This is a genomic window from Collimonas antrihumi (genome assembly GCF_018304965.1).
GTDB classification, from domain to species: Bacteria; Pseudomonadota; Gammaproteobacteria; order Burkholderiales; family Burkholderiaceae_D; genus Collimonas; species Collimonas antrihumi.
Genome location: NZ_JAGQED010000019.1, coordinates 20,592 through 39,613, shown reverse-complemented (window position 1 = coordinate 39,613; position 19,022 = coordinate 20,592). Strand labels below are relative to the sequence as shown.

At 56.3% G+C, this 19,022-nt stretch carries 19 protein-coding genes; 5 read left to right on the top strand and 14 right to left on the bottom strand.

Annotation, left to right across the window (positions count from 1 at the left end):
• Positions 1-42 precede the first annotated feature (42 nt).
• Both KHU29_RS15525 and purN read right to left on the bottom strand, forming a co-directional pair.
• The gene (locus KHU29_RS15525) at positions 43-1,296 is read right to left on the bottom strand and encodes an RsmB/NOP family class I SAM-dependent RNA methyltransferase (RefSeq protein WP_211453673.1); all 1,254 of its coding nucleotides are present in this window, start codon (positions 1,294-1,296) and stop codon (positions 43-45) included.
• Positions 1,297-1,391: 95 nt separating this feature from the next.
• Positions 1,392-2,006: a phosphoribosylglycinamide formyltransferase gene (purN, locus tag KHU29_RS15520; protein ID WP_211453672.1), complete on the bottom strand. Its 615-nt coding sequence runs from the start codon at positions 2,004-2,006 to the stop codon at positions 1,392-1,394.
• Here purN and KHU29_RS15515 point away from each other — a divergent pair.
• A complete protein-coding gene (locus tag KHU29_RS15515) occupies positions 1,950-2,204 on the top strand; it encodes a hypothetical protein (RefSeq protein WP_211453714.1) in 255 nt (84 codons plus the stop codon). The genes purN and KHU29_RS15515 overlap by 57 nt on opposite strands.
• A 19-nt stretch (positions 2,205-2,223) precedes the next feature.
• On the opposite strand, the gene KHU29_RS15510 is transcribed toward KHU29_RS15515, so the two are convergent.
• The 10 genes from KHU29_RS15510 to KHU29_RS15465 form a co-directional block, all read right to left on the bottom strand.
• On the bottom strand, positions 2,224-2,622 hold the full coding sequence (locus KHU29_RS15510) for a barstar family protein (protein ID WP_061539345.1): 399 nt from the start codon (positions 2,620-2,622) through the stop codon (positions 2,224-2,226).
• Positions 2,623-2,689: 67 nt separating this feature from the next.
• A complete protein-coding gene (locus tag KHU29_RS15505) occupies positions 2,690-3,112 on the bottom strand; it encodes a ribonuclease (protein WP_211453671.1) in 423 nt (140 codons plus the stop codon).
• A gap of 190 nt (positions 3,113-3,302) precedes the next feature.
• The gene (locus KHU29_RS15500) at positions 3,303-4,511 is read right to left on the bottom strand and encodes a patatin-like phospholipase family protein (protein WP_211453670.1); all 1,209 of its coding nucleotides are present in this window, start codon (positions 4,509-4,511) and stop codon (positions 3,303-3,305) included.
• A gap of 131 nt (positions 4,512-4,642) precedes the next feature.
• Complete coding sequence (locus tag KHU29_RS15495; RefSeq protein WP_211453669.1) at positions 4,643-7,144, bottom strand: sodium-translocating pyrophosphatase; 2,502 nt, start codon at positions 7,142-7,144, stop codon at positions 4,643-4,645.
• Between the two features lie 284 nt (positions 7,145-7,428).
• The gene (adk, locus tag KHU29_RS15490; protein ID WP_211453668.1) at positions 7,429-8,085 is read right to left on the bottom strand and encodes an adenylate kinase; all 657 of its coding nucleotides are present in this window, start codon (positions 8,083-8,085) and stop codon (positions 7,429-7,431) included.
• Positions 8,086-8,318: 233 nt separating this feature from the next.
• Entirely contained in the window at positions 8,319-9,095 is a 777-nt protein-coding gene (kdsB, locus tag KHU29_RS15485; RefSeq protein WP_425514480.1) for a 3-deoxy-manno-octulosonate cytidylyltransferase, read from the bottom strand.
• 3 nt (positions 9,096-9,098) lie between these two features.
• Entirely contained in the window at positions 9,099-9,302 is a 204-nt protein-coding gene (locus KHU29_RS15480; RefSeq protein ID WP_211453667.1) for a Trm112 family protein, read from the bottom strand.
• Positions 9,283-10,347 (bottom strand): tetraacyldisaccharide 4'-kinase, encoded by a 1,065-nt coding sequence (lpxK, locus tag KHU29_RS15475; RefSeq protein WP_343216063.1) that lies wholly within the window; start codon positions 10,345-10,347, stop codon positions 9,283-9,285. Before lpxK ends, KHU29_RS15480 begins: the two co-directional genes overlap by 20 nt.
• On the bottom strand, positions 10,334-10,786 hold the full coding sequence (locus KHU29_RS15470) for an ExbD/TolR family protein (RefSeq protein ID WP_211453665.1): 453 nt from the start codon (positions 10,784-10,786) through the stop codon (positions 10,334-10,336). Before KHU29_RS15470 ends, lpxK begins: the two co-directional genes overlap by 14 nt.
• The gene (locus KHU29_RS15465; protein ID WP_092437628.1) at positions 10,786-11,391 is read right to left on the bottom strand and encodes a MotA/TolQ/ExbB proton channel family protein; all 606 of its coding nucleotides are present in this window, start codon (positions 11,389-11,391) and stop codon (positions 10,786-10,788) included. The genes KHU29_RS15470 and KHU29_RS15465 overlap by 1 nt, the downstream gene beginning before the upstream one ends.
• Positions 11,392-12,109: 718 nt before the next feature.
• Here KHU29_RS15465 and xseA point away from each other — a divergent pair.
• Together xseA and sodB are read left to right on the top strand one after the other, a co-directional pair.
• Complete coding sequence (gene xseA, locus KHU29_RS15460; RefSeq protein WP_211453664.1) at positions 12,110-13,471, top strand: exodeoxyribonuclease VII large subunit; 1,362 nt, start codon at positions 12,110-12,112, stop codon at positions 13,469-13,471.
• A 169-nt stretch (positions 13,472-13,640) separates the two neighbouring features.
• Positions 13,641-14,225 carry a superoxide dismutase gene (gene sodB, locus KHU29_RS15455; protein WP_211453663.1) on the top strand — a complete coding sequence of 195 codons (585 nt, stop codon included), beginning with the start codon at positions 13,641-13,643 and terminating at the stop codon, positions 14,223-14,225.
• Between the two features lie 238 nt (positions 14,226-14,463).
• On the opposite strand, the gene KHU29_RS15450 is transcribed toward sodB, so the two are convergent.
• The gene (locus tag KHU29_RS15450; protein WP_246542108.1) at positions 14,464-15,087 is read right to left on the bottom strand and encodes a TetR/AcrR family transcriptional regulator; all 624 of its coding nucleotides are present in this window, start codon (positions 15,085-15,087) and stop codon (positions 14,464-14,466) included.
• Positions 15,088-15,277: 190 nt separating this feature from the next.
• Between KHU29_RS15450 and KHU29_RS15445 the strand changes: the two genes are divergently transcribed.
• Together KHU29_RS15445 and KHU29_RS15440 are read left to right on the top strand one after the other, a co-directional pair.
• The gene (locus tag KHU29_RS15445) at positions 15,278-16,483 is read left to right on the top strand and encodes an acetyl-CoA C-acetyltransferase (RefSeq protein ID WP_211453662.1); all 1,206 of its coding nucleotides are present in this window, start codon (positions 15,278-15,280) and stop codon (positions 16,481-16,483) included.
• Positions 16,484-16,496: 13 nt separating this feature from the next.
• Positions 16,497-18,629: a 3-hydroxyacyl-CoA dehydrogenase NAD-binding domain-containing protein gene (locus KHU29_RS15440; protein WP_211453661.1), complete on the top strand. Its 2,133-nt coding sequence runs from the start codon at positions 16,497-16,499 to the stop codon at positions 18,627-18,629.
• 63 nt (positions 18,630-18,692) lie between these two features.
• Here the strand turns inward: KHU29_RS15440 and KHU29_RS15435 are convergent, their stop codons facing one another.
• Positions 18,693-19,010, bottom strand: a complete 318-nt coding sequence (locus tag KHU29_RS15435) for an SCP2 sterol-binding domain-containing protein (protein ID WP_211453660.1) — start codon at positions 19,008-19,010, stop codon at positions 18,693-18,695.
• Between the last annotated feature and the right edge of the window lie 12 nt (positions 19,011-19,022).

The window sequence follows — 19,022 nt, the reverse complement described above, 5'->3', positions numbered from 1 at the left end:
TGGGCAAACCGCTTGCTTATTTACGTAAATTATTTACGTAAATTATTTACGCACAAACACTGCGGCGAAGAAGCCGTCGGTCTGATGCTTGTGCGGCAGCAATTTGAGATAGTCGTCCATCTCCAGCGCAATTTTCTGCTCGGCCAATACGTCCTTCATCGGCACCAGCGAAAAATCTTCATGGCTGGCCAGGAACTGCGCGGCAATCGCTTCGTTTTCCTCGTCCAGCAAACTGCAAGTACCGTACACCAGACGGCCGCCGGATTTCACCAGGCGCGCGGCGCTGGAAAGAATCGCGATTTGCTTGGTATTCATTTCGGCAATCGCTTCCGGCGTCTGCCGCCATTTGACGTCCGGATTACGGCGCAAGGTGCCGAGGCCGCTACATGGCGCATCGACCAGCACGCGATCGATCTTGCCGGCCAGGCGCTTCACCTTGCCGTCATTCTCATGCGCGATCAATACCGGATGAATATTCGACAAACCGCTGCGCGCCATACGCGGCTTGAGTTTTGCCAGGCGCTTCTCGGAAACGTCGAAGGCATACAAGCGGCCGGTATTGCGCATGGTCGCGCCCAGGGCCAGCGTCTTGCCGCCGGCGCCCGCACAGAAATCGACCACCATCTCGCCGCGCTTGGCGCCGACGATTTGCGCCAGCAGCTGGCTGCCTTCATCTTGCACTTCGATCGCACCGCTCTTGAACAGCGGCAGGTTTTGCAAGGTCGGCTTCTTGATGACGCGCAAACCAAGCGGTGCATAAGGCGTCGGCACGCACAAGATCGGCGCTTCAGCCAAAGTGGTGACGACTTCGTCGCGATTGGCCTTGAGCGAATTCACGCGCAGATCCAGCGGCGCCGGCTGATTCATGGCATGCGCCAGTTCCAGGGTGGCGGCTTCACCGTCACGCGCCACCAGCTTGTCGAACAGCCATTGCGGCAGGTTGGAACGCATCAGCGGCGGCATCAGGTCGCGGTTGATCTCGGCAACCCGTTTCAGCCACTCGGTTTCTTCTTCCGACAAGCCGCCCAGGGATTCGATGCTGACCGCATCGGCCAGGCCCAGCAAGGTCATGCGGCGCATGGTCGGGCCGTTGCCGGATTCGGCAAAGCTGGTGTAGATGGCTTTGTTACGCAACAAGCCATATACCGCTTCAGCCACCACGCCGCGTTCACGCGAACCCAGCTTCGGATGATCACGGAAGTAGCGCGACAAAGTGCCGTCGGCCGGGCCGGTAAAACGTAGGATTTCGCGCAGGACTTCTTCGGTGTGGCCAATGATCGCGGGAGGCAATCTCATAGTAAATCTTTCATAAAATTCTTTTAAACTGGGGATCGTGCTCTCGGGCTAGCCAGAGCAAACGATCGAAATAGCGTTCGCGCGAAGTTGCAATGTCATGCACTGTTACGCACTCGGCCGTCTTCGATACTCAATCGATCTTCGACAAACCAGCGCACTGCACGTGGATATAGTTGATGCTCTTCAATCAGCACTCGCTGCTCTAGCGACTGTTCGGTATCGTTTTCCAGCACCGGCACCGTGGCCTGCGCTACGATCGGGCCGTGGTCCAGCTTCGCCGTGACGAAATGGACGGTGGCGCCATGTACCTTGACGCCGGCTTCCAATGCCTGCCTGTGGGTCGCCATTCCCGGAAAACTCGGCAGCAACGAGGGATGGATATTCAACATGCGGCCGGCATAATGCTCTACGAACGGCGCTGTCAAAATACGCATGAAACCCGCCAGCACGACCAGATCAGGGGAAAAACCATCGATCGCGATGCGTAAGGCGGCGTCGAACTGTGCACGATCAGGATAGTCTTTATTCGCTACTACTGCCGTGGGAATACCTTGAGCAGCAGCAAATTTCAAACCTTCGGCGTCGGCCTTGCTGCTGATGATCGCGGCGATTCTGGCAGACCATTGTTCGGTTTGAGCGGCGCGGACGATGGCTTGCATGTTGCTGCCACGCCCGGAAATCAGGATAACAATGCTTCTCATGGCGCGCATTGTACCCGTTGCACTGCTGTTTTTGAGCAAACAGGGTGGCTAATTATCAAAATTGCAGACAATATCGCGTGGTTTTGCCGGAAAGAACCGGAAACAGACGAGAAAGCGGCTCGCTTTACAACAAAAAAAAAGTTGAAGCAATTAAAACAGTTAAAACAGTTAAAACAGTTAAGCCAGCTTGCCCGCCCTGCCAGGTAAGCCGACATTGCCGCTGTTGCTATTGGAATGAGTAAAAAACGCGGAACGCTACTTTCTTGTCAGCCCAGAAATCCGCGCTGTCGCGGAATACGTCGAGCAAGGTTTCCCGTGCTTCTTTATCGAACTTGGGCGTATTCGGCAATTGTTCAATGACCACGATGAAACCTGGCTGCGGGCCGGATTTGTGGGCAAGATCAGTCAGGCAATCGGCCAGTGCATCGAAATTCTTGCCAAAGTGCTTGGGAAAATGGAAGGCGTGGGCGATATTCGCCAGCACTTGTTGTTTAGTCGTTGCCTCTGCGCAATAAGCATACAGGAAATGTTGCCCGAGTCGATTGGCCTCCGCCTGCAGATCGGTCACACGGAAGGCGCGGATGGACTGCACAACATTTGGCGGTACGGTTTTAAACAAACTCATTTTTCCCTCAGCTAGAGCAATGATGATGGATTGCTGTTGTTATGTGTATGTCATTCGCTCGCTTCAGTCACTCCTGAATGCGTCTGAAAGTTTGATAATGATTATCAGTATAATAATATTCGCCAGAAGTCTGGGGATTACCGCCAGCAATGATCCGGCGTGCGCCACGATTGCGGGCATACGGGGTCTTTACCGTAAATTCGTGATAATACCCACGCCGTTGCTTGGGCAGCATCCCTTCATAATTGCCAAATGTCAAACCATCTTTGGCATACGGAAACGGCCCGCCTTGCTTAATTAACGTCAATGTCGCCTGCGCTTCCTGCGGCAATTGATTTACCGAAATCACGTCCTGCTGCAACGATTCTCGGGCGAAAACCTGAAATGACAGCAGCAAACCAAGCAGCAACAGCATCCCGTTACGCAGCATGGCGGCGGCGAAATCGGAACTTAGACCAAGGAAATGATGCCGGGTTGCCTGGCTTTTCATAAATTTAATATTTTATGGTTCTGATACCGTAGGGTAACGTGTTGATGAAAACGAATCAACCCGTATCCTTGCCCCGGCTTCTAGTGTTGCAATATTTGACAATATTATTTGACAATATTATTTGACAATATTATTTGACAATATTATTTGGCAATCCAATTTGACAACCTGATTTGACAACATTACCCAATCACAAGTTCTGCCCCTCTTCCCCAAAGGCGGAAACCGGGCTGGGGCCAAAAAAATCGGCCACCTCGTCGCGCCGTGCCAGCGTATCTTTCTGCCCCATGCGAATCAGCTCGCGCGTATAGCCGGATTCGAATAACAGATAAGACGCGAGGCCGCCGCCGTGCATATCGGTCGCACCCAAGCCACCGAGCAAGGTGCGGATCGGCAGAGGCAGGCTTGAAAAATGCTTAGGGGCAATATCATCAATTTGTTCCGAAGGCGAAATAATCAGCATTTCCACCGGCTTCAGCGGTGTGAGCTGGCGTTGCTCCTCCGTCAAGAAAGACAGTGTGTGGTTGATACGCTCCAGACGTTCGATATCCACCGCCAGTCCATCCAGGAAGATACTGGACAAGGCATGGCTGGCAATTTGCGCCAGGCTGGGATAACGGGCGAGCATGGGAGCATCGGTCGGCGCCTCCTTGCGACGCCCGGCGCCTACCACCATCACTTTGCTGGCGCCAAGGTGAATCGCCGGCGAAATCGGCGCCAGCTGGCGCATCGAACCGTCGCCGAAAAATTCGCGACGGCCATCGCAGTAAATCGGGATCGCCGGAAAGATGAAAGGAATCGCCGACGAGGCCAGCAAATGACCGACGCCGATCTGATCCCGGACCGCCCGCCGCTGGCTGCGGGTCCAGCCCTGGATTTCGATAGCACTCTGGTAAAAGGTAATGTGCTGGCCACCGCTATAGGAGGAAGCTGTAATCGCCAGCGCCTGCAAGCTGCCGTTGGCCAGCGCTGCATCAAGCTTCTCAAGATCCAGCAAGCGGTGCAGCAAGGTGATCAGCGGCGTATTGTCGAGCAGGGAGTTGGGCGGGTTCGCATGCCATTTGCGCAGCAGCCAGCCAAAGGACAGCAGGGACAACCAACGTGCGCCGGAACGCAGCACACTCAGGGAATCGGCGCGATATACCTGCTCCACCGTGAAGTGCTCCCAGACATCCATCAGCTTTTGCACGCCGAGACTGAAATTCTCGACCCGGCAAGCCAGCGCCGTCGCGTTGATGGCGCCTGCGGAAGTACCGCAAATGATGTCGAAGGGATTTTGCTCGGGCGGCCAGCCCTGCTCACGCAAAATGGATGCTACTGCATCCATCACGCCAACCTGGTAAGCCGCGCGCGCACCACCGCCGGTCAATATGAGGCCTGTTTTCTGTTTTGTCTCCATGACTATGAAGAGTAACAGGGAGAAGAAATTTGTGGTGGAGTTGGCTTAATACTTTCGCAAAACGAAGTAGCAAATGCATGCGTCTTGCACCTGCTACTTCGCCGTATCAGTTGCGTTACCCCGACTGACGGTTAGCGAACGCTGACTTCAACCCGCCGCGCCTGTGCGTTATCGCCGCTGCCGGTGGTCACCTGCGGTTTCTCCAGCACGATGGCGTCTTCGGCTACGCCGGCGATCAGCAGGATCGCTTTCACGCTTTTGGCGCGTTCCTTGGAAATTTCCTCGTTTTTAGCCGGATCGCCGGTGGTGTCGTGGAAGCCGCTGACCACCACTTTCGCATCGGCCCTGGCTTTGGCCGCATCCGCAATGGCCGCCAATTTTTCGGCGGTATCCGCCGGAGCTTCGACCTTGCCCGATTCAAAATAGACGATGGCTGCGGGCGACGAGGCCGCTGCGGCAGTGCCGGCAGCGCTCGTGCTTGCATTGGCAGTGGCTTCTGCAGACGCCGCCGCAGTTGCTGCCGCAGTTGCCGATGTTGTTACCGGTACCGGCATCAGCAAGATTTCCTGTCCTGTTGCCTGTTGCATGCCCGAAGCCGGCAGCAACGGCACTAGCAACAAGGCCACGATATTGATGATCTTGATCAGCGGGTTGACCGCCGGGCCGGCGGTATCCTTGTAAGGATCGCCAACGGTATCACCGGTAACCGCAGCCTTATGCGCTTCCGAACCTTTGCCGCCGTGATTGCCATCCTCGATATATTTCTTGGCGTTGTCCCAGGCGCCGCCGCCGGTGGTCATCGAGATGGCGACGAACAAGCCGGTCACGATGGTCCCCATCAATAAGCCGCCCAGCGCCGCCGGTCCCAATATCAGGCCGACCAGAATCGGCACCACTACCGGCAACAGCGACGGGATGATCATTTCCTTGATGGCCGAAGAAGTCAGCATGTCGACCGCCTTGTCGTACTCCGGCTTGCCGGTGCCATCCATGATGCCTTTGATGTCGCGGAACTGGCGCCGCACTTCGACCACCACCGCACCCGCTGCGCGGCCAACCGCTTCCATCGCCATGGCGCCGAACAGGTAAGGAATCAGGCCACCGATGAACAAGCCGACGATCACCAGCGGGTTGGACAAATCGAATACCGTGCTTTTGCCTACCGAATCCAGCGCGTGGGTGTAATCGGCAAACAGGACCAACGCCGCCAAACCGGCCGAGCCGATGGCGTAGCCCTTGGTGACCGCCTTGGTGGTGTTGCCGACTGCGTCCAGCGGATCGGTAATTGCGCGCACCGAATCAGGCAAACCCGACATCTCGGCAATGCCGCCGGCGTTATCGGTAATCGGGCCGTAGGCATCCAGCGCGACAATGATGCCAGCCATCGACAGCATGGCGGTAGCGGCAATCGCGATGCCGTACAGGCCGCCCAGCCAGTAGGAAGCCAGGATGGCGACGCATACTGCCAGCACCGGATACGCGGTCGATTTCATGGAAACGCCCAGGCCGGCGATGATATTGGTGCCATGGCCGGTGGTAGAGGCTTCTGCGATGTGGCGTACCGGTTTGAAATCGGTGCCGGTGTAGTACTCGGTGATATACACCATCAAGCCGGTCAGGATGATGCCGATCAGGGCTGAACCCATCATCGGCACCCGCATCGGCTCCGGCAGGATCAGCCAGGTGACCACCACAAACCCGAGCAGGCTCAGGATCGCGGCCCACCACAGTCCGGTATACAGCGCCGACATGATTTTCTTGCCAGGCTTGGCCTTGACCATGGAGCAGCCGACGATAGAGGCCAGGATCGATACTCCGCCCAAGGCCAGCGGATACAACACCGCTTGCAGTTCAGCGCCATGGATCAGCAAAGAACCTAACAACATGGTAGCGATCAAGGTCACCACGTAGGTTTCAAACAGGTCAGCCGCCATGCCGGCGCAATCGCCGACGTTGTCGCCGACGTTATCGGCGATCACTGCGGGATTGCGCGGATCGTCCTCGGGAATGCCGGCTTCCACTTTACCTACCAGATCGGCGCCGACATCGGCCCCCTTGGTAAAGATGCCGCCGCCGAGACGCGCGAAAATGGAAATCAGGGAAGCGCCGAAAGCCAGTCCGATCAAAGGCCGGATGATATCGTGCAGCGACACTACCGAATGCCCGACAGGAACGGAAAACGCCAGCAGCCACAAAAAGAACAAGGTCACGCCCAGCAGACCCAGCCCGACTACCAGCATGCCGGTGATCGCCCCGCCGCGGAAAGCGACGTCAAGCGCCGGCCCCATGCCTTTGGTCGCAGCCTGCGCCGTACGCACATTGGCGCGCACCGAGACATTCATGCCGATGAAGCCGCAAGCCCCCGACAGCACGGCGCCGATCAGGAAGCCGGCGGCGGTGATCAAACCAAGTCCAGGCAGTATCGCGATAACAATGAACAGCACCACGCCAACCATGGCAATGGTGCGGTACTGGCGCGCCAGGTAGGCAGCAGCCCCTTGCTGGATCGCGGCAGCAATTTCCTGCATGCGTGCGTTCCCGGGGTCCTGCTTCAATATCCAGCTGCGGGAGACTAGCCCATAGATGACGGCAATGATGCCGCAAGCGACGGCAAACCATAGACTTGATGCCATGTTTACTCCTCCAGTTTTTTTGGTACGGCTTCACGACAAAGTAAGACAACTACACTAGGGTCTGCATCCATGGCTCCCAAATGGGTGGATTGCCGGCCAATACTGCGTAATGCATTTCTTTTCGCTGCCCTTTTTATTTTTGGAGAAGTACCCGGGCTGGTTTGCTGCTTTGCTGCGCTGTTGTTTAGTTGTTTCCCTTGATGAATTCTAAAGTAATTAACCTATGTAATTAACTTAATGATCAAAAGAAAAAGCGGACCGAGGTCCGCTTTTTTTTATGCTTCTTATGCTTCCAGCGCCGCAAATGCGCTATCGCGTATCTGCTCAACCGGACCGACGCCGGCGATCTTGCAATACTTGGGCGCGCCTGGCAAGCCGGCCTTGGCCCAGTCGCCGTAGTAATTGACCAGCACTTCCGTCTGCTCGTGATACACCGACAGACGCTTCTTGACGGTTTCTTCCTTGTCATCGTCGCGCTGGATCAGGTCTTCACCGGTGATGTCGTCCTTGCCTTCCACTTTTGGCGGATTGTACTTGGCATGATAAGTACGGCCCGACGACAAATGCACGCGCCGGCCGCTCATGCGTTCGACAATGGCGCTGTCGGGAACGTCGATTTCCAGTACGTAATCGATCATCACGCCGGCGTCCTTCATGGCGTCTGCCTGCGGAATGGTGCGTGGAAAACCGTCGAACAGATAGCCGTTGGCGCAATCCGCCTGTTTCAGCCGGTCTTTGACCAGGCCGATGATGATGTCGTCCGATACCAGGCCGCCTGCGTCCATTACCTTCTTGGCCTCGATGCCGAGCGGAGTGCCAGCCTTGACTGCTGCGCGCAACATATCGCCGGTGGAAATCTGCGGGATGTTGAATTTCTCTTTAATGAAAGTCGCTTGCGTGCCTTTACCGGCACCAGGCGCTCCTAAAAGGATGAGGCGCATGTTAATTCCTAAGGTGAGTTTGAATTGATTGTGGCGATGGCGCGCAGTGTGCTGCACCGTCTCCCGATATTATTTTGCAATTAATTCTGCATGTGATTTTGCATATAACTTTATTTATATCACGCTATCTTTGCATGAAACTTACCATACAATTTTACCAAACAGCCAGCCCGAAGCACTATTTCTGTTGGTTCAACGATAATTTCCCGGCATTTGCGTGCAACTTCGCCACATTATTCTGTACTAAAAAAACGCCGCACCCGTTCCAGATCTTCCGGCGTATCGACGCCTACCGCGGGCGCCGCCGGTGCGATATGCACCGCAATCGGGTAGCCATGCCAAAGCACCCGCAATTGTTCCAGCGCTTCGATCTGCTCCAGCGGCGACACCGTCAGCGTCGGATAGGTTTGCAAAAAGCCATTGCTGTATGCATACAGGCCGATATGCCGCAACGGCAAGTAGGCGGCCGGCAAATCTTCTCGCGACTGTGCGAAACCATCCCTGTGCCAGGGAATTGTCGCCCGTGAAAAATACAAGGCGCGCCCGGCCTGGTTCAAGACCACCTTGACCACATTCGGATTGAAGGCGTCAGCCGCGGAATCTATCGCATGCGCCGCGGTCGCCATCGGCACGTCGCCGGTGATCTGCGCCGCAGTAGCTGCGATCAGCGCCGGATCGATCATGGGTTCATCGCCTTGCACGTTGACCACCACCGCATCGGCGGCCAGTCCCAACGCTGCCGCCACTTCGGCGATGCGGTCGGTGCCGGACGGATGATCGGCGCGTGTCAGCCGCGCGGCGATGCCATGCTTGGCGCACACCGCCAGGATTTCCGCATGATCGGTGGCTACGATCACCTGTGCCGCTCCCGATTGCGCAGCGCGCTCGGCGGTGCGCACGATCATCGGTTTGCCGCCGATATCGGCCAGCGGCTTGTTCGGCAGGCGAGTTGACGCCAGCCGCGCCGGAATGATGACGATGAAAGGTTTGGTCGGATTCACAATATGCACAGCCTATGCTGCTGGCGTTGCGGTTGCGTCCGGCCCGGCCGGACTGGTCAGGTCACGCGCCTGATCGGCCCACATGATAGGGATGCCGTCGCGGATCGGATAGGCCAGCTTGTCGGCGTTGCAAATCAATTCCTGGGCTTTCTTATCGTAATGCAGCGGCCCTTTGCAGATCGGGCAGACCAGGATGTCAAGCAGTTGGGTGTCCACGGAGTTTCTCCTGAATTCGATGTATTTGATGATGTATTTGATGAGCCAGCGCGGCGTCGATCTGCGCCGTTACCGGGACGACCCAGATCCTCGGATCGTTCCTGATCGTTTCTATTTGCCGACATTTTACTGCATCCTTTTCCGTAATCAGGATGAGCTCTGCCTGCAGCGCCGCAAACGGGTTGTCGGAAAAATCATGATGATCGGGCAACGCCAGCGCTTCAAAGACCAACCCAGCCGCCGTCAGCATCGAAAAAAACCGTTGCGGATTGCCGATGCCGGCAGCGGCGGTAATCCGCAGTGCCGGATCCTGCAGGCTGGCCAGCGCCCTCACCCGGCTCGCATCGCCAAGCTGCACCGCTTGCTCGCCAACCAGTTGCATGCGGACAGTCGAAGCCGGCATCGAAGCTGGAATGGTTGCCGCATTCACCACGGTAAAATCACGCCGGCGCGATGGTGGTTCACGCAAGGGTCCGGCCGGCAGCAGCCAGCCGTTGCCGACACCGCGCGCATCGAACAGCACGATTTCGATATCGCGTTGCAGACGATAATGTTGCAAACCGTCGTCTGACAGAATCAGGTTGACCTCGGGGTGCGCTTGCAACAATGCCTCGGCGGCGGCTACCCGGTCGCGGCCCACCACTACAGGACATTGCGCGCGGCCGGCAATCAGCAAAGGTTCGTCGCCCACTTCGGCGGCCAGCGATGTTGCGCTCACATGGCGCAGAGCGGGCTGTCCGGCGCCGGACTGCGCAGCATAACCGCGCGAGATCACGCCGGGCACATAGCCAGCTTCCCGCAACGCTTGCACCAGCCAGATCGTCAACGGCGTCTTGCCGGTGCCGCCGACAAAAATATTGCCGACCACGATCACCGGCACCGGTAAGCGTATGCTGGCTTGCCAGCCGGCGGCATACAGGCGACGCCGCAGCGCCGCCACCAGTCCGAACAAGAGCGACAACGGCCATAACAGGCAGGCCAGCAAACCGCGCCGCTGCCAGGCGGCGCTCAGCGTCGATTCAAGCGAAGATTTATTTGTGGCCACTAGTCTGCGCAGCAAACGTGATCTTGTCGAAACCGGCCAGGCGCGCGGCTTCCAGCACATTGATCACGGTCTGGTGGGTCGCCATGGCGTCGGCGTTGATGATCACTACCGGGTCGCTCGGGTTTCCCTTCTGCTGGCCAGACTCGCTGCCAGCCTGCGCAGCATTCTTCAGGTCGAGCGCCAATGACGCTGCATCTTTCGACGACACCTGCACGTTGTTGACTGCGTACTGGCCCTGCGGATTGACCGCCACGTTGATTTCCAGCGGCCGCACCATGGCCTTGTCGGCATCGGCAGTCGGCAAGGTAATTTGCAGCGCAGTAAACTTACTGTAGCTGGTGGTGACCATCAGGAAAATCACGATCACCAGCAGCACATCGATAAACGGAATCAGGTTGATTTCGGGGTCTTCGCGACCCTTGCCTTTACGAAAATTCATTATTTACGCGCGCCGTGAACAGTATCGACAAATTTCACCGCCTGCTGCTCCATATCCACGACGAAGCTATCCACCAGCGCCCGGAAATGGCGATAGAAAATCAATGCAGGCATGGCAATCGCCAGGCCGAAACCGGTGTTGTACAGGGAGACCGAAATGCCATGGCCCAGTTGTGCAGGATCGGCGCCGGCGCCATTGGTTGCGCCAAAAATTTCGATCATGCCGACCACGGTGCCGAACAAACCCATCAACGGCGCCAGCGACGCAATGGTGCCGAGCGTGGTCAGGAAACGTTCCAGTTCATGTGCGGTGGCCTGGCCGGCTTCTTCGATCGACTCTTTCATCAGGTCGCGCGGCGCATCGACATTGCGCAGGCCGGCAGCCAGTACGCGTCCCAACGGCGAATTGGTTTCCAGGTTGGTCAGCACTTCAGTATTGATCTTGCCGTTGTGATAAACCCGTATCACTTCTTGCAATAACTGCGGCGGCAAAATGCGCGGCCGGCGCAGGTAAACCAGACGTTCGATAATCAATGCGGTGGCAATGACGGAGGCAATTAACAAAAACCAGATCGGCCAGCCCGCAGCTTGAATAATGGCAAACAAAAGAAACTCCTTGGTGAAATCGCATTCAATATCGACAAATTCGACAAATGCAGATGAGGGGTTCATCAGCATGGATGCAGAATGTAACTTGTTGAAGGCTTGTGAGCAAGCGTGAGTAGCATTGCGGCATGGAAATTTTTTACGATTGATTTCACTGCGTACCAATGAGACACCGAGTTCCACACATATTATGTGAACAAGATTGTGGACAAGTACTTAACTCAGTCGTGAAGTCCATGATTTCAAAGGATTTTTTCGTGCTGCATCAAAAACGTGCAGGCGTTGCCGACGACACGAGGCAAAAGTTCTCCACAGATTTTGGGGATAACTTTGTGTACAAGCACACTTGAATCACACGAAGTCCTTGATTGGAAACACCTTTTCGCTACTGTTGCGAATCGCTTCAAATGCGCCTGAAACCGCATATTGCGGATAGTGACGGCGATTTTTCTCATCTTTCATGGTCGTTTTATCATGACCCGGCCTGCGGATATCCACAAACCCGCGCAACACCAGAGTTACCCACAGATTATGTGGATAAGCTTGTGCGCAAGCACACTGCAATCCGGGCAAGCCCTTGATTTGTTTCGCTTTTCCATTGATGTTCAGCGACCGTGCTTTACAATGTCAAGGCTCCGCCGAATCACCTGCGAATGAGCACACGTAAATAAGCACACGTATATAAGCACACGCAAATAAAGACTCCCTGAAAGCCCGTATGAATTTTTCCAGCACCACCGACAACCATTCCAGCGGACCGCCAGTACTGACTGTCTCCGCCTTGAATCAAGCCGTTGCGCGCATGCTGGAACGCAGCTTTCCGCTGGCCTGGGTCTCGGGCGAGATATCGAATTTCAAAAGCTACGCCTCTGGCCACTGGTACTTCACGCTGAAGGACGACGCGGCGCAAGTGCGTGGCGTGATGTTCAAGGGCCGTGCCCAGCATGCCGGCTTCACCCCGCGCGACGGCGACAAGGTTGAAGTGCGGGCGCTGGTAACGCTGTATGCAGCGCGTGGCGACTACCAGCTCAACGTCGAAGCGATCCGGCGCGCCGGGGTCGGCAATCTGTATGAAGCGTTCCTGCGCCTGAAAGAAAAACTGAATGCGGAAGGCTTATTCGATCCGGCCCGCAAACGGCCGCTGCCGCAATTCGCGCGCTGTATCGGCATCGTCACCAGCCTGCAGGCGGCGGCGCTGCGCGACATCTTGAGCGCACTGGCGCGCCGCGCGCCGCACGTACGTGTAATCCTGTATCCAACGCCGGTGCAAGGCGACGGCGCAGCAGAAAAGATCGCGCGCGCCATCAATACCGCCGCCGCGCGCGCCGAATGCGAACTGTTGCTGGTGTGCCGCGGCGGCGGCAGTATCGAAGACCTGTGGTCGTTCAACGACGAAGCGGTAGCGCGCGCCATCGTTGCGGCGCCAATGCCAGTGATTTCCGGCGTCGGCCACGAAACCGATTTCACGATTGCCGATTTTGCCGCCGACTTGCGCGCCGCCACCCCCACTGCCGCCGCCGAACTGGCAACCGTGCCGCGTGGCGACTGGCTGGCAACGCTGGAGACGCATGCCGATGACCTGACGCGCGCCTTGCGGCGCCAGCTCGGCGAAGCCAGCCAAACCCTGGACTGGCTGAGCCGTCGCTTGACCAGCCCGGCAACCACCATCGCCCATGAGCGACTCAAGCTGCAAAGCCTGCAAGCCAGGCTGCTGCACGCCACGCGCATCCCGCTAACCCAGTCGCGTTACGCGCTGCTCAATCTGCGCACGCGCCTTGCGTCCCAGGTCCCCAGCACCGTGGCGCCACGTAACGCATTGCTGGAACAAAGCCGTCGCCTTGGCGGCGCGATGGCGGCACAAAGCCGGCATGGCCGCCAGGCGCTGGCGGCACTGAATGCGCAGTTGGAACTACTTAATCCGCAACGCACGCTGGAGCGTGGCTACGCCATCATCTCGGATGCCAAGGGTCATGTGATCCGTACGCCGCAGGCGTTGCAGCCGCGCCATGTGGTGACGGTACAATTGGCTGAAGGCAGCGCCAAGGTCGGCATCGACAGCGTGCAGGCCACGCTGGATTAAGACTGATTAGTAATAATCATATAAATAAGTAAGGGCAAGAAGAATTCGCAAGCATGCTGCATGGATCAGATAAGCGCTTTACAATAGCCGTTCCCTGGAAACTGTTCATTTTCACTAGATGTAGTGGCAACAGCTTCTTTGTAATCCCAATAAAACTATAGGACACAATATGGCACACACACATACACTCCCGCCCCTGCCGTACGCTCTGGACGCATTGGCTCCGCACATCTCCAAGGAAACCCTGGAATTTCACTACGGCAAACATCACCAGACCTATGTGACCAACCTGAACAATCTGGTTCCTGGCACAGAATTCGAAAACGCATCACTGGAAGAGATCGTCAAAAAATCTGCCGGCGGCATTTTCAACAATGCAGCACAAGTCTGGAACCACACTTTCTACTGGAACAGCCTGTCGCCACAAGGCGGCGGCGCACCAACCGGCGCATTGGCAGATGCGATCAACGCCAAGTGGGGTTCGTTCGACAAATTCAAGGAAGAACTGACCAAGACCGCGGTCGGCACTTTCGGTTCCGGCTGGGCGTGGCTGGTAAAGAATGCTGACGGTTCGCTCGGCCTGGTATCGACTTCCAACGCAGCTACACCGCTGACCACCGATGCCAAGCCTTTGATCACAGTCGACGTATGGGAACATGCTTACTACATCGACTACCGCAATGCCCGTCCAAAATACCTGGAAGCATTCTGGGCATTGGCGAATTGGGAATTTGCGTCGAAGAATTTCGCTTAAGACAAATTTGTTACGGTCGATAAGAATTAAAAAATTATCGACGTCACATGTAAAAATAGCGCCAGCTTTACTGCCGGCGCTATTTTTTTTGTCCGCGAACTGGATTTGCTTAAGATGACCTTTAAAAACTCCGTCATCCCCGCGAACGCGGGCGCCAAGGCGGTGAATCCAATTTACTGATTTAAAATAGATTCCCGCGTTCGCGAGAATGACGTAACGGGGATTTTTCGAGGCTCCCTTAAACCTGCTCCGGCCTGGCGATCGCCCGCCACAACATCTTGAACAGTGCATTCGCCTGCAGCGCAAGCGGTTCCCTTTCGCCGCGCATCGTATGCATATGCACCAGCCGTTCCAGGATGCCGATGAAATAATCCAGCAGGATTTTCTCATCCACCTCATCGGTCAACACACCTTGGGCGCGGCCATCGGTCAAGGTCTTCATCAATACTTCCATCATTTCCGGTTGCCGGAAGGTGCGGTCGCGTCCCCATGCGCTGATCTGCAGCGAACTCATGATGAGCTGGCTTACTTTCGGATTACGGTCGAAAAAATCGAGCACGACCCAGAACACCTTGCGCAATTTATCCTGGCAGCTTTCGATGCCTTGCAAGTGATCGAGCATGCGCGAAGCCAGCGTACCCAGCCAGGTTTCGAGACAGGCGAACAACAGCGCTTCCTTGCTGCCGTAGTATTTATAAATTGTCTGCAAGGAGACGCTGGCGGCGCTGGCGATCTCGCCGAAACTGACGCTATGGAATTCGCGCTCTGAAAACAAATCCAACACTGCGTTCTCGATCTTCTCTCGGATCAGAGGTTTGAGCAACGCGCGGTCCAGCACGATTTTCTGTTTTTCCGATGACATGGGTTTTATTGTGTTTATGTTATATGTGTAATTTATATTACATCCTTGCTGCACGCAATTCAGCATGCAGGTTTAGAGTGAGTTACCAATTGACGCTGGCCATTGCTTTTACTACAGTAGGAAATCAGCATGCATCAGATATTTAACAAAGTGTAATTTCAATTACCAGAACATACAAGCCGGAGACGCTATGACTGAAGCCTATATTTTCGATTCCGTACGGACCCCGCGCGGCAAGGGCAAGAAAGACGGCAGCCTGCACCAGGTTACGCCGGTCAATCTGCTGGCCCAGCTGCTGCAAGCGCTGGAACAACGCAACCGCCTTGATACCTCGCAGGTCGATGACGTGGTGCTCGGCTGCGTGACGCCGGTCGGTGAACAAGGCGCGGACATTGCCCGCACCGCCGTGCTGTATGCGGGCTGGGACCAGTCGGTGCCGGGTGTGACGCAATCGCGGTTTTGCGCCTCGGGCCTGGAGTCTGTCAACCTGGCGGCGATGAAAGTCATGTCAGGCCAGGAGCAGCTGGTGGTGGCTGGCGGCGTTGAAAGCATGTCGCGCTGGGCCATGGGCTCGGACGGCGGCGCCTGGTTCATGGATCCGCGCGTCAACCAGATCACAAGCTTTGCGCCGCAAGGCATAGGCGCCGACCTGATCGCGACGCTGGAAAATTTCTCGCGCAGCGATGTCGATAATTTTGCGCTGCAATCGCAACAGAAAGCTGCACGCGCCCGCGCCGAAGGACGTTTCAATAAATCCCTGATTGCGGTCAAGGATCTGAACGGCATGGTGATACTGGACCATGACGAATACATCCGCGCCCAAACCACGATAGAGAACCTGGCGGCCTTGAATCCTGCCTTCGAACAAATCGGCCAGATGGGTTTCGATGCGACGGCGCTGCGTAAATACACCACTGTCGAAAAGATCAACCATGTCCATCATGCCGGTAATTCTTCCGGCATCGTCGATGGCGCCGCACTGGTGCTGGTCGGCAGCAAAGAGATCGGCCAGACACTGGGATTGAAGCCACGTGCCAGGATCGTCGCCACTGCGGTCACCGGCTCGGAGCCGACCATCATGCTGACCGGCATCGCCCCGGCCGCGCGCAAAGCGCTGGCCAAGGCCAAGATGGCGGCCAAGGACATCGATCTGTTTGAAATCAATGAAGCGTTTGCCGCGGTAGTCATGCGCGCCGTCCGCGATCTCGATATCGACCCGAACCGGGTCAATGTCAACGGCGGCTCCATCGCCATGGGCCATCCGCTGGGTGCAACCGGCGCCATGATTCTCGGCACCGCGCTCGACGAGCTGGAACGCAGCGGCAAGGCGACAGCCTTGATCTCGCTGTGCGTCGGCGGCGGCATGGGTATCGCCACCATCATCGAACGAATTTAACGAGAGCCAGATCATGAGTGTAAATTTCCAAAAAGATGCGGACAATATCGTCACACTGACCCTCGACATGCCTGGACGTTCGATGAATGTCTTGAACGAGGCGTTGACCAAACCTTTCATGGAGGCGATTGCCAGTATTGAAGCAGATCCGGCCATCACCGGCGTCATCGTCACCTCGGGCAAGGCGGATTTCGTCGCCGGCGCCGACATTGAAAAACTGTTTCAAATCACCGAAGCGCAAGCCGCCTTCGATATGGTGCAGGAATTCAAAGGTTTCCTGCGTAGCCTGGAACTTTGCGGCCGGCCGGTAGTAGCCGCACTCAACGGCACCGCGCTGGGCGGTGGACTGGAGCTGGCATTGGCCTGCCATTACCGCATCGCCATCAACAATCCGAAAGCCAAATTCGGCCTGCCTGAAGTCAAACTCGGCCTGCTGCCAGGAGGCGGCGGCACGCAACGCTTGCCACGCATGATCGGCATCCAAAACGCATTGCAGCTGATGCTGGAGGGCAAGGAGCTACGCGCCGAAGAAGCGCTGCAACAAGGCATCGTGCAGGAGCTGGCTAACGATAGAGAAGATCTGTTGGCAAAAGCCAAAGCCTGGTGCCTGGCCAATCCCAAGGCAAAACAACCTTGGGACGACAAGAAATTCCGTTGGCCGGGTGGCGACTCAAGAAGCCCTGGCAATGGCCAGCTGTGGGCCATCGCGCCATCAATGGCAAGCGCCAAGACCTACGGCAACTATCCGGCGGCGACCAACATCATGAGCTGCGTGTTTGAAGGCGGCATTGTCGATTTCGATACCGGCTGCGAAATCGAATCGCGCTACTTCGTCAACTGCGCCTTGTCGCCGGTCGCGAAGAACATGATCGGTACGCTGTGGTTCCAGCTCAACGCCATCAACAAGGGCAAGTCGCGCCCGGAAGGCATTGCTCCGTCCAAAGTCCGTAAGGTCGGGATACTTGGCGCAGGGATGATGGGCGCCGGCATTGCCTACGCCTCGGCCAAGGCAGGCATAGAAGTGGTGCTGTTGGATAACAGCATGGCAACCGCGGAAAGCGGCAAAGATTATTCCAGCAAACTGCTGGACAAGGCGATCCGGCGCAAGCAGCAAACTGCCGAAGGCAAGGAAACTTTATTGAACCGTATCAAGCCGACCGTGGATTTCAACGACCTGGCAAGCTGCGATCTGATAATCGAAGCCGTCTTTGAAGATCGTCAAGTCAAGGCAGAGGTAACCCGGAAAACCGAGGCGCTGATCAGCGCAGACGCGGTGTTTGCGTCGAATACCTCAACCTTGCCGATCACCGGCCTGGCGCAAGCCAGTGTGCGGCCGGAAAATTTCATCGGCCTGCATTTCTTTTCGCCGGTAGACAAGATGCCGCTGGTTGAAATCATCGTCGGCCAGCATACCAGCCAGCAAACGCTGGCGCGTGGTTTCGACTATGTGCAGCAGATCAAGAAAACCCCGATCGTGGTCAACGACTCGCGCGGCTTTTATACCTCGCGGGTATTTGGCACTTACGTGATGGAAGGGTTGAAACTGCTGATGGAAGGCCAGCATCCGCGCGCGATCGAAATGGCCGGCTTGCAGGCCGGCATGCCGGTTGGCCCGCTGGCGGTGCATGATGAAGTCAGCCTGTCCTTGTCGTTCCACATCCTGGAACAGACCCGCAAGGATTTCGCGGAAGCAGGCAAGCCTTTTGCCGGCCATCCTGCCGATCCAGGTCTGGAAAAAATGGTGAAGCAGCTAGACCGTAAAGGAAAGAAAGCCGGCAAAGGGTTTTATGATTACCCCGAGAATGAAAGCAAACATCTGTGGCCCGGTTTGCAGCAGGCCTTCCCACTCGCCGCCACGCAGTTGCCGCAAAAGGATTTGATCGAACGCATGATGTTTGTACAAGCCAATGAAGCGGCCAAATGCTATGAGGAAAAGGTGGTGCTGACTGTCGCCGACACCAATATCGGCAGCATCTTCGGCTGGGGCTTTGCACCGTTCCAAGGTGGCGCACTGCAATACATCAATGCCTATGGCGTCGCCAACTTTGTAAAACGGGCGAATCAGCTTTCAGCGCAATTCGGCAGCTATTTCGCACCGGCCGCAATATTGGTGAAAATGGCGGAGCAAGGCAAACACTTCGAATGACATGACGGGGCTCTTCATCGATGCAGATGAAGAGCCGCAGTTCACTCAGCTAACTAAGACTACTCAGGCAATCTTGCTGGCATCAAACAAGGTAGGAATACGCTGGGCGAGCATCATGTCGCCTTTCAGTTTCAACTTACCGCTCATGAACGCCATGGCGCCGTTTAGCTCCCCTTTGAGCAATGCCTTCAAATCTTCATCCGCCATCGTCAGGACTACGTCTGCGGTATCGAGCACGCCCTCATGCGCGGAGCACTTTCCATGATCGATCAGCAGGTACATCGGGTTGGTGATATCGAATTGAATACTGCTTTTCATGTCCGCCGTCGCGACGGTATTCAAGGCTGATGGCATGAGTTTGATGATGTCGTTGACTGTCATTTCATTTCCTTT

Excerpts from the sequence above, each read along its gene's own strand:
- KHU29_RS15450 (WP_246542108.1), bottom strand. The coding sequence starts at position 15,087 with ATGTCATCGGAAAAACAGAAAATCGTGCTGGACCGCGCGTTGCTCAAA.
- purN (WP_211453672.1), bottom strand. The coding sequence starts at position 2,006 with ATGCGCGCCATGAGAAGCATTGTTATCCTGATTTCCGGGCGTGGCAGC.
- sodB (WP_211453663.1), top strand. The coding sequence starts at position 13,641 with ATGGCACACACACATACACTCCCGCCCCTGCCGTACGCTCTGGACGCA.
- KHU29_RS15500 (WP_211453670.1), bottom strand. The coding sequence starts at position 4,511 with ATGGAGACAAAACAGAAAACAGGCCTCATATTGACCGGCGGTGGTGCG.
- KHU29_RS15435 (WP_211453660.1), bottom strand. The coding sequence starts at position 19,010 with ATGACAGTCAACGACATCATCAAACTCATGCCATCAGCCTTGAATACC.
- KHU29_RS15495 (WP_211453669.1), bottom strand. The coding sequence starts at position 7,144 with ATGGCATCAAGTCTATGGTTTGCCGTCGCTTGCGGCATCATTGCCGTC.
- KHU29_RS15445 (WP_211453662.1), top strand. The coding sequence starts at position 15,278 with ATGACTGAAGCCTATATTTTCGATTCCGTACGGACCCCGCGCGGCAAG.
- KHU29_RS15525 (WP_211453673.1), bottom strand. The coding sequence starts at position 1,296 with ATGAGATTGCCTCCCGCGATCATTGGCCACACCGAAGAAGTCCTGCGC.
- KHU29_RS15505 (WP_211453671.1), bottom strand. The coding sequence starts at position 3,112 with ATGAAAAGCCAGGCAACCCGGCATCATTTCCTTGGTCTAAGTTCCGAT.
- KHU29_RS15440 (WP_211453661.1), top strand. The coding sequence starts at position 16,497 with ATGAGTGTAAATTTCCAAAAAGATGCGGACAATATCGTCACACTGACC.
- KHU29_RS15510 (WP_061539345.1), bottom strand. The coding sequence starts at position 2,622 with ATGAGTTTGTTTAAAACCGTACCGCCAAATGTTGTGCAGTCCATCCGC.
- xseA (WP_211453664.1), top strand. The coding sequence starts at position 12,110 with ATGAATTTTTCCAGCACCACCGACAACCATTCCAGCGGACCGCCAGTA.
- adk (WP_211453668.1), bottom strand. The coding sequence starts at position 8,085 with ATGCGCCTCATCCTTTTAGGAGCGCCTGGTGCCGGTAAAGGCACGCAA.
- KHU29_RS15470 (WP_211453665.1), bottom strand. The coding sequence starts at position 10,786 with ATGAATTTTCGTAAAGGCAAGGGTCGCGAAGACCCCGAAATCAACCTG.